Genomic DNA, 1,137 nt, shown 5'->3' on the forward strand with positions numbered 1-1,137 from the left:
GCAGCGTAGTGCGCGTTCTCGATCTCGATGGGTGTGAGGTCATCGATTGATCCGTGGGTGCGCTCGTGGTTGAACCAGTGGACCCAGTGCAGGGTCTCGATCTCGACGTGCTCGACGTCGCGCCAGGGCCCTTCAGGGCGGATGAGTTCGGTCTTGTAGACACCGATCTGGGACTCGGCCACGGCGTTGTCGTAGGCATCGCCCACCGAACCCACCGAGCCGTCCACGCCTGCCTCGATCAAGCGTGAGGTGAACGCGAAGGAGGTGTACTGGCTGCCGGCGTCGTTGTGGTGGACCAACCCGGATAGGTCGCTCACACCGGCTTGTTGCCGGGTCCAGATGGCATGCTCGAGGGTGTCCAAGACGAGTTCGGTGGTCATAGACGTGGCGGCTCGCCAGCCCACGATCCGGCGGGAGAAGACGTCGAAGATGAAGGCCACGTACACGGTGCCGGACCAGGTCGGCACGTAGGTGAAGTCGGCCACCCACAGCTGGTTGGGCGCGGTGGCGGTGAAGTCACGATCGACCAGATCAGCTGCCCGGGCATCACGTGGATCCGGATTCGTGGTTCGCACACGTTTGCCCCGCAGCGCGCCCTGCCAGCCGTTTGCTGTCATCAGTCGCTCGATGGTGCACCGGGCAACGTCGTGACCTTGCCGGCGCAGGTGCAGCCACATCTTGCGGGCACCGAACCGGGCGATGAACCGCTGCTCGCGTGCTGCCCTGACCAGCTCGACGATCTCGGCATCACGCAGCGCCCGCTTCGATGGGGCCCGATCACGTGCCTCGTAGTAGGTAGACGGGGCGATCTGGACACCATGCTCTTTCAGCACGCGACAGATCGACTCGACCCCGAACTCCTCGCGGTGTTCGTCGATGAACGCGATCAGTACCTGTGTGGGCGGTCGAGCTCCGCCGCGAAGAAAGCCGACGCTGACTTGAGGATCTCATTGGCCCGTCGCAGCTCAGCGACTTCCTTCTTCAACGCCCGGATCTCAGCCAGCTCCTCGGTGCTCTTCCCCGGCCGGGTGCCACCATCGACCTCTGCCTGACGGATCCACTTACGCAGCGTCTCAGCCGACCCGATCCCCAACTTGCCCGCGATCGTGCGGATCGCCTCGAACTCACTGGGGTACT

At 64.2% G+C, this 1,137-nt stretch carries 1 pseudogene and 1 other annotated feature; the pseudogene reads right to left on the reverse strand.

Annotated features, from left to right (window positions below):
- Positions 1-1,137 (reverse strand): annotated as a pseudogene (locus ABT304_RS30840) (IS3 family transposase); the annotation flags it as partial.
- Positions 801-929: a sequence feature (AL1L pseudoknot), on the reverse strand. It overlaps the preceding pseudogene by 129 nt.

The sequence above is a fragment of the Nocardioides sp. NPDC000445 genome (genome assembly GCF_040300245.1).
Classification (GTDB): Bacteria; Actinomycetota; Actinomycetes; order Propionibacteriales; family Nocardioidaceae; genus Nocardioides.